The organism is Blastococcus sp. TF02A-26 (genome assembly GCF_003319125.1).
Taxonomy (GTDB): domain Bacteria; phylum Actinomycetota; class Actinomycetes; order Mycobacteriales; family Geodermatophilaceae; genus Trujillonella.
The window spans coordinates 80,573-88,236 of the sequence record NZ_QOHG01000019.1 but is presented as its reverse complement, the minus strand read 5'-3'; the positions used below and the strand labels follow the sequence as shown (position 1 = coordinate 88,236).

Sequence of the window (7,664 nt, the reverse complement as noted above, 5' to 3'; positions counted from 1 at the left end):
GAGGACCTCCGGAGCTCGTGGAATGGGTGCCTTCAGCAGCTCCACTCCACGTCCGGAGGTCCTCCCCGAACAAGATCAATCAGATCGTGTCGTCACACGTCCTCGACCAACGTCTCCGGTCAGTACACCTAGCGGAGTCGCTCGAGTGCGTTTTCCGCACTCGAGCGACTCCACTCACTCTTCGCGGTGGACCTTGTGCTGGGCGGCCTGGGCCCGGGGACGGACGACGAGCAGGTCGACGTTCACGTGGTGCGGCCGGGTCAGCGCCCAGGCGATGCAGTCGGCGACGTCCTCGGCGACCAGCGGTTCGCGCACCCCGCGGTAGACCGCCGCGGCCGACTCCGCCGACCCGGTGCGGTTGAGCGCGAACTCGTCGGTGCGGACCATCCCCGGCGCGATCTCGATGACGCGGATCGGCTCGGCGACCAGCTCCAGCCGGAGCGTCCCCGCCAGCGTGTGCACCCCGTGCTTGGCCGCCGTGTACGAGGCGCCGCCCTCGTAGCTGACCATCCCCGCGGTCGAGCCGACGAAGAGGACGTCGCCGGCCCCCGACGCCCGCAGCGCCGGCAGCAGCGCCTTGGTCAGCCGGACGGCCCCCAGCACGTTCACGTCGAACGCGCGCTGCCACGAGTCGAGGTCGGCGTCGGCGACCGGCTTCGCGTCGAACGCGCCGCCGGCGTTGTTCACCAGGACGTCGACCCGGTCCAGCGCCGCGACGAACTCCTCGACCGACGCGGGGTCGGTCACGTCCAGCGGCAGCGCCCGCCCGCCGATCCGCTCGGCCAGCGCGGTCAGCCGGTCCAGCCGCCGGGCGCCGAGGACGACGTCGAAGCCCTCGGCGGTCAGGCGCTCGGCGGTCGCGGCCCCGATGCCGCTGGAGGCGCCCGTGACGACGGCGGTGCGCCCGGATCCGGGCAGGTCGGCGGGGGGACGTGACGAACCGGACATGCCCCCATCCTGGCGCTGTTGCAGGATGGGAGGTCGACAGGGGTGCCACACCGGCACCACGGCTCGCATCCCCCGCAGGTCCGGTCAGGAGGTCGCACGCGCGTGGTCTCCCGCCTGCACACCCCCGGTCCGCTGCGCCGGGTGGCCACGCTCTCGGTGCACACCAGCCCGCTCGACCAGCCCGGTGCCGGTGACGCCGGAGGGATGAACGTCTACATCGTCGAGGTCTCCCGCCGGCTGGCCGCCCGCGGCATCGACGTCGAGGTCTTCACCCGCGCCACCTCCAGCGACCTGCCGCCCGTGGTGGAGATGAGCCCCGGCGTGCTCGTCCGCCACGTCACCGCGGGGCCGTTCGAGGGTCTGGGCAAGGAGGAGCTGCCGGCCCAGCTGTGCGCGTTCACCGCGGCGGTGCTGCGCGAGGAGGCCCAGCACGAGCCGGGCCACTACGACGTCGTCCACTCGCACTACTGGCTCTCCGGGCAGGTCGGCTACCTGGCGCGCGACCGGTGGAGCGTGCCGCTGATCCACAGCGCGCACACCCTCGCGAAGGTGAAGAACGCCGCGCTCGCCGCCGGGGACCGCCCCGAGCCGCGGGCCCGCGTCATCGGCGAGGAGCAGGTCGTCGCCGAGGCCGACCGGCTGATCGCCAACACCGAGGACGAGGCCGCGCAGCTCGTCCGCCACTACGGCGCCGATCCGCGCCGCACCCTCGTCGTCCCCCCGGGGGTCGACCTGGACCGGTTCCGGCCCGGCGACCGCAGCGCCGCCCGCCGGGCGGTCGGCCTGCCGGACGACGCCGTCGTCCTGCTGTTCGTGGGCCGGATCCAGCCGCTCAAGGCCCCCGACCTGCTGCTCGAGACCGCCGCCCGGATGCTGGCCGACGACCCGGCGCTGCGCGACCGGCTGCGCGTGCAGGTGGTCGGCGCGCCCAGCGGCTCCGGGCTGGAGGCGCCGCGGCAGCTGCAGGAGCTGGCGGTCTCCCTCGGCATCGCCGACCTGGTGCGGTTCCTCCCGCCGCAGCCACCCGACCGGCTGGCCGAGCACTACCGCGCCGCCGACGTCGCCGTCGTCCCCAGCCACAACGAGTCCTTCGGGCTGGTGGCCCTGGAGGCGCAGGCCTGCGGGACCCCCGTGGTCGCCGCCGCGGTCGGAGGGCTCCCGACCGCCGTGCGCGACGGGTTCTCCGGGGTCCTGGTCGAGGGCCGCGACCCGGCGGACTACGCCGCCGCCGTCCGGTCCGTGCTGGCCCGCCGCGAGCTGCTCTCGGCCGGTGCGCGCCGGCACGCGGCCGCCCTCTCCTGGGACCGGACCGCGGACTCGCTGGTCGACGCCTACACCTCCGCGGCGGCCGAGATGGCCGGGGCGCCGCGCCGCCGGCGCAGCGGGCTGCTGCGGGCCGTGGGCAGCGCGCAGGTGGCCCGGTGACCCGGCGCTCGGTCGAGGAGCTCGATGCGGTGATCGCCGCGACGCTGCGCGACAGCGAGCTCGTCCACGAGCACCCCGCGCCCGGGCAGTGGCTGGTCGACCTCCCCGGCACCAAGAAGCTGAAGACCGTGTGCGGGCTGGTGGTCGGCGACCACGCGCTGCGGGTCGAGGCGTTCGTCTGCCGCCAGCCCGACGAGAACCGCGAGCAGCTGTGGACCTACCTGCTGCAGCACAACGCCCGGATGTACGGGGTGGCGTTCTCGATCGACGCCGTGGGCGACGTCTACCTGACCGGCCGGCTGCCGCACGCCGCGGTCACCGCCGAGGAGCTCGACCGGGTCCTCGGCTCGGTGCTCAGCTACGCCGACGACCACTTCAACATGATGCTCGAGATCGGCTTCGGGACCTCGATCAAGCGGGAGTGGGCCTGGCGGGTCAAGCGCGGGGAGTCCCTGCGCAACCTCGAGGCGTTCGCCGACTTCGCCGACCCCACCCGGCGCTCGGGGGCGGGCCCGGCCTCCTGAGCCGGCGTCGGGCAGGATGATCGCCGTGACCGGGACTCTGGTGCTGCTCCGCCACGGCGAGAGCGAGTGGAACAAGGCCAACCTCTTCACCGGCTGGGTCGACGTGCACCTGTCGGAGAAGGGCCGGGCCGAGGCCACCCGCGGCGGGGAGCTGCTCGCCGCGGCCGGGCTGCTGCCCGACGTGCTGCACACCTCCCTGCTGCGGCGCGCGATCACCACGGCCGAGCTGGCGCTGGCCGCCGCCGACCGGCACTGGATCCCGGTGAAGCGGTCATGGCGGCTCAACGAGCGGCACTACGGCGCGCTGCAGGGCAAGGACAAGGCCGCCACGCTCGCCGAGTACGGCGAGGAGCAGTTCATGATCTGGCGCCGCTCCTACGACACCCCGCCGCCGCCGATCGAGGCCGGCAGCGAGTACAGCCAGGACGGCGACGCGCGCTACGCGTTCCTGCCGCCCGAGGTCCGTCCGGCCACGGAGTGCCTGGCCGACGTCGTCGTCCGGATGCTCCCGTACTGGTACGACGCCATAGTCCCGGACCTGCGCGAGGGCAAGACCGTGCTGGTCGCCGCGCACGGCAACAGCCTGCGGGCGCTGGTGAAGCACCTCGACGGCATGGGCGAGGACGAGGTCGTCGGCCTCAACATCCCCACCGGCGTGCCGCTGCGCTACGACCTCGACGACGACCTGAAGCCGCTGAAGCCGGGCGGCGAGTACCTGGACCCCGAGGCCGCGGCCGCCGCCATCGAGGCGGTCAAGAACCAGGGCAAGAAGTAGCGCCCCTCCCGAGGCATGGGTACCGATACCCCCTCTGGCGGGCGCCAGGACGCAGGTATCGGTACCCATGCCTCGGGGGAGGCGTCGCTCAGCGGGTGCGCAACTGCTGGGCCCGCTCCCGGTACGCCGCGAGCACGGCAACTCGCACACCCTCGGGGTCGCGCACGACGTCCGCGTAGCTGAAGCGGAGTACGACCCAGCCGAGTGCGGCGAGCGCGCGGTCGCGCGCCAGGTCACGGCGGCGGTCCTCCGGCGAGGTGTGGTGCGCCGCGCCGTCCAGCTCCACGACGAGCTTGACCTCGGGCCAACAGCGGTCCAGGAACACGTCGCCCGTCGGCAATGTGACCCGGAACTGGCCGACGCTGCGCGGCAGCGACCGGTGCCGGAAGACCCGCAGCACGCCATGGGCCTCCAGCTCGCTCTGCACGCCGTCAGCGATGAGGTCGACCGTCTGAGCGAGAGCGCGTCGACCGGCGACGTTGGGACGCTCGGCGAGCGCGTCCCTCACCTGGTCGGCCGTGACGAGACGGCGCCGGGCGACGTCCAGCAGCAGCGGACGACGCTCCTCGGTCGGGAGCAGAGGCCAGGAGTCGACCAGTGCCCGGGCCAGCTGTGTCACGCGCAGACCCCGTCTCTCCACGCACTGCGCGGAGGTCGGATCGAACGAGAGCCGCCGGTGCACCACGAGGTCGGGTGCACCCACGCGCTGGAGACCGTGGTCGACGGTCAGGTGAAGGGGGCGCTCCAGGGTGCGGACCCCCCACACCGCCAGGGCCGTGGTGTGGCTCAGGGCGGATACCGGCCCAGCGTGCACGAGCGCGGCACGCAGCACCATGTGCTCGTCGACCGCGGCGTCCCGGAGCCGGTAGACGTGGGGGAACACGCGCACGAGGTTGCGCCGCCCGATGTGCCCGTCGAGGACGAGGGCCGGGACGTGCCCGAGCAGTTGCCGCCGCGTCGCCAGCTGCCCGTGCTCCGCCATCGCCGTCCGGATCGCCGCTCGCCAGTCCACGGCCGCAGCGTGACCAACTCGCCGGGTCCTCGGGCGAAGGGCCGGCGTCCTGTGGACAACCCCCGGCGAGTCACGACGGCCGTGCGCACCCAGGCATGGGTACCGATACCTACGCCCACGACCTCCGGAGCGCAGGTATCGGTACCCATGCCCGGGAAGGAGGCGTCACACCGAGCTGCGCATCTCCATCTCGCCGGTCACCAGGTAGACCACGCGGCGGGCGACGCTGACGGCGTGGTCGGCGAAGCGCTCGTAGTACCGGCCGAGCAGCGTCACGTCGATCGCCTGCTCCATGCCGTGCGGCCAGCTGTCGGACAGCAACTCGCGGAACAGCTGCCGGTGCACCTGGTCCATGAGGTCGTCCTCGGCCTCGAGCTGCGCCGCGGCCTCGACGTCCAGCTTGGCGATCACCGTGGCGGTCTTGCTGACCAGGCTTTCGGCGATGTGGCCGGCGTCGAGGAACAGCGGCCGGACCTCCTGCGGCACGGCCGGGTCCGGGAACCGCATCCGGGCCACCTTGGCCACGTGGACGGCGAGGTCGCCCATCCGCTCGAGGTCGGCGACGATCCGCATCGCGGCGGTGACGGTGCGCAGGTCGGTGGCGACCGGCTGCTGGCGGGCGAGCAGGGCGAAGCACCGCTGCTCGATGCTCTCGCGCACCGCGTCGATGTGCTCGTCGCCGGCGATCACGCGGTCGGCCAGGGCGACGTCGGCGTCGAGCAGCGCCGTGGTGGCGGTGCTCATGGCGGAACCGACGGAGTTCGCCATCTCCACCAGGCAGGAGTTGATGTCCTCGAGTTCCTCGCGGTAGTGCTCGCGCACGGCTGGTCCCTCCTCGTCGGCCCGCCACGGGCCGGGGGCGGCCTGGGACGGCCGCCGGTCGCTCCGGCGTCCACGCTCCGGGCCCCGAGGGTAGGCCGGGCTCTCTGACGTCGTCGGCGCGGTGAGGTGAACGAGGGGGCACGGGGACGTGAACAGTCCCGCGACCCCGTCGTGGCACCACTCGCACGGGGGATGACGGGAGATCCCCCCGGCCTAGCATCGGCCTCGTGAGCCCGACGGTCGCCCTCGTGACCGGCCTCGTCCTGGGTGCTGTCCTGGTCGGGGCCGTCGTCGTCACGCGCCGTCGGCTGGCCGAGGAGCCGGTGCGGGTCCAGCCGGACCCGACCCTCGAGCAGCTGCTCTCGCGGCGGCTGCTCGACCTGATGGACCCCGCGGTCGTGGTCGTCGACCTCGACGAGGCCGTGCTCCTGGCCAACCCGGCCGCGCGGGCGCTCGGCATCGTGCGTGGGACGCGCCTGCTGGTCCCGGAGCTGCTCCAGGTGGTGCGCGACGTCCGCGACGGCGGCAGCCGCCGGGCCGACGTCTCGCTGCCCGGAGACCTCGTGGGATCGGGCCCGCGGCGGGTGGGGGTGCACGGGGTCCGGCTGGAGAGCGGTTCCGCCCCCGTGCCCGGACCCGTCGCCCTCGTGCTGCAGGACGTGACGGAGGCCCGCCGCGTGGAGGAGGTCCGCCGGGACTTCGTCGCCAACGTCGGCCACGAGCTGAAGACGCCGGTGGGCGCGCTCGCGCTGCTGGCCGAGGCCGTGCAGGACGCCGCCGACGACCCGGAGACGGTGCAGCGGTTCGCCACCCGCATGTCGCACGAGGCCGACCGGCTGGCGCGGCTGGTCCGCGAGCTGGTCGACCTCTCCCGCCTGCAGGGCGGGGAGCCGCTGCCCGAGCTGGTCCCGGTCGACGTCGACACCGTGCTCCACGAGTCGACCGACCGCACCGGCCTCGCCGCCGCGGCCAAGAAGATCGACCTGGTGGTGGGCGGGGAGCGCGGGCTCGTCGTGCGCGGCGTCGAGGCCCAGCTGGCCACCGCCGTCACCAACCTGCTGGCCAACGCGGTGCACTACAGCCCGGAGAACACCCGCATCGCGGTCGCCGCGCGCGCCCGCTCGGGCTTCGCCGAGATCGCGGTCACCGACAGCGGCATCGGCATCCCGCGGGAGGACCGGGCCCGCGTCTTCGAGCGCTTCTACCGCGTCGACCAGTCCCGGGCCTCGAGCACCGGCGGCACCGGTCTCGGCCTGGCCATCGTCAAGCACGTCGCCAGCAACCACGGCGGCTCGGTCTCGGTGTGGAGCGAGGAGGGCCTGGGGTCGACCTTCACCCTGCGGATCCCGCTGGCCGCCGCCGACGCCCCGGACACCGCCGGGCAGACCCCCACAGACACCGGCAGCGAACCCGCCGCCGCGCAGGAGTCCCCGTCCGCCGTCTCGCATGCCGGCGGACACACGGAAGGACGGCCATGACCCGGGTGCTCGTGGTGGAGGACGAGGAGTCCTTCTCCGACGCGTTGTCGTACATGCTGCGCCGGGAGGGCTTCGACGCCGTCGTGGCCTCCACCGGCCCGCAGGCGCTCGACGAGTTCGACCGGCAGGGCGCCGACATCGTGCTGCTCGACCTGATGCTCCCCGGACTGCCCGGCACCGAGGTCTGCCGGACGCTGCGCAGCCGCAGCAACGTCCCGATCATCATGCTGACCGCCAAGGACGGCGAGATCGACAAGGTCGTCGGCCTGGAGCTCGGCGCCGACGACTACGTCACCAAGCCGTACTCCGCGCGCGAGCTCGTCGCCCGCATCCGGGCCGTGCTGCGCCGTCGCGGCGAGCCCGAGGTCACGGCCGACGGGGCGCTCGAGGCCGGCCCCGTGCGGATGGACGTCGACCGGCACGTCGTCTCCGTGGAGGGGCAGCCGGTGTCGCTGCCGCTCAAGGAGTTCGACCTGCTCGAGCTGCTGCTGCGCAACGCCGGCCGGGTGCTCACCCGCGCCCAGCTCATCGACCGCATCTGGGGCTCGGACTACGTCGGGGACACCAAGACCCTCGACGTCCACGTGAAGCGGCTCCGGGCCAAGATCGAGCCGGATCCGGCCAACCCCGAGTACCTGGTGACGGTCCGCGGCCTCGGCTACAAGTTCGAGGCCTAGGAG

The 7,664-nt window shown here is 73.7% G+C and carries 8 protein-coding genes; 5 read left to right on the top strand and 3 right to left on the bottom strand.

Going from position 1 to position 7,664, the window contains the following annotated elements:
- Positions 1–174 precede the first annotated feature (174 nt).
- Positions 175–948 (bottom strand): SDR family oxidoreductase, encoded by a 774-nt coding sequence (locus tag DQ240_RS18975; RefSeq protein ID WP_113841278.1) that lies wholly within the window; start codon positions 946–948, stop codon positions 175–177.
- 102 nt (positions 949–1,050) lie between these two features.
- Here DQ240_RS18975 and mshA point away from each other — a divergent pair, with 102 nt between their 5' ends.
- Genes mshA through DQ240_RS18960 form a run of 3 tightly spaced genes read left to right on the top strand, consistent with a single transcriptional unit; the run spans position 1,051 to position 3,672 of the window.
- Positions 1,051–2,373 carry a D-inositol-3-phosphate glycosyltransferase gene (gene mshA, locus DQ240_RS18970; RefSeq protein ID WP_233498823.1) on the top strand — a complete coding sequence of 441 codons (1,323 nt, stop codon included), beginning with the start codon at positions 1,051–1,053 and terminating at the stop codon, positions 2,371–2,373.
- Positions 2,370–2,897 carry a YbjN domain-containing protein gene (locus tag DQ240_RS18965; protein WP_113841277.1) on the top strand — a complete coding sequence of 176 codons (528 nt, stop codon included), beginning with the start codon at positions 2,370–2,372 and terminating at the stop codon, positions 2,895–2,897. Before mshA ends, DQ240_RS18965 begins: the two co-directional genes overlap by 4 nt.
- 19 nt (positions 2,898–2,916) lie before the next feature.
- Complete coding sequence (locus DQ240_RS18960; RefSeq protein WP_255410916.1) at positions 2,917–3,672, top strand: phosphoglyceromutase; 756 nt, start codon at positions 2,917–2,919, stop codon at positions 3,670–3,672.
- 88 nt (positions 3,673–3,760) lie between these two features.
- Here the strand turns inward: DQ240_RS18960 and DQ240_RS18955 are convergent, their stop codons facing one another.
- On the bottom strand, positions 3,761–4,684 hold the full coding sequence (locus DQ240_RS18955; protein ID WP_113841275.1) for a DUF559 domain-containing protein: 924 nt from the start codon (positions 4,682–4,684) through the stop codon (positions 3,761–3,763).
- Between the two features lie 165 nt (positions 4,685–4,849).
- Positions 4,850–5,506: a phosphate signaling complex protein PhoU gene (phoU, locus tag DQ240_RS18950; protein ID WP_113841274.1), complete on the bottom strand. Its 657-nt coding sequence runs from the start codon at positions 5,504–5,506 to the stop codon at positions 4,850–4,852.
- A gap of 227 nt (positions 5,507–5,733) precedes the next feature.
- Between phoU and DQ240_RS18945 the strand changes: the two genes are divergently transcribed.
- Both DQ240_RS18945 and DQ240_RS18940 read left to right on the top strand, forming a co-directional pair.
- Entirely contained in the window at positions 5,734–6,984 is a 1,251-nt protein-coding gene (locus DQ240_RS18945; RefSeq protein WP_113841273.1) for a cell wall metabolism sensor histidine kinase WalK, read from the top strand.
- Entirely contained in the window at positions 6,981–7,661 is a 681-nt protein-coding gene (locus DQ240_RS18940) for a response regulator transcription factor (RefSeq protein ID WP_113841272.1), read from the top strand. The genes DQ240_RS18945 and DQ240_RS18940 overlap by 4 nt, the downstream gene beginning before the upstream one ends.
- Positions 7,662–7,664: the final 3 nt, after the last annotated feature.

Bases quoted from the DNA above. Each gene is read 5' to 3' on its own strand.
- DQ240_RS18975 (WP_113841278.1), bottom strand. From the start codon at position 948: ATGTCCGGTTCGTCACGTCCCCCCGCCGACCTGCCCGGATCCGGGCGC.
- DQ240_RS18940 (WP_113841272.1), top strand. From the start codon at position 6,981: ATGACCCGGGTGCTCGTGGTGGAGGACGAGGAGTCCTTCTCCGACGCG.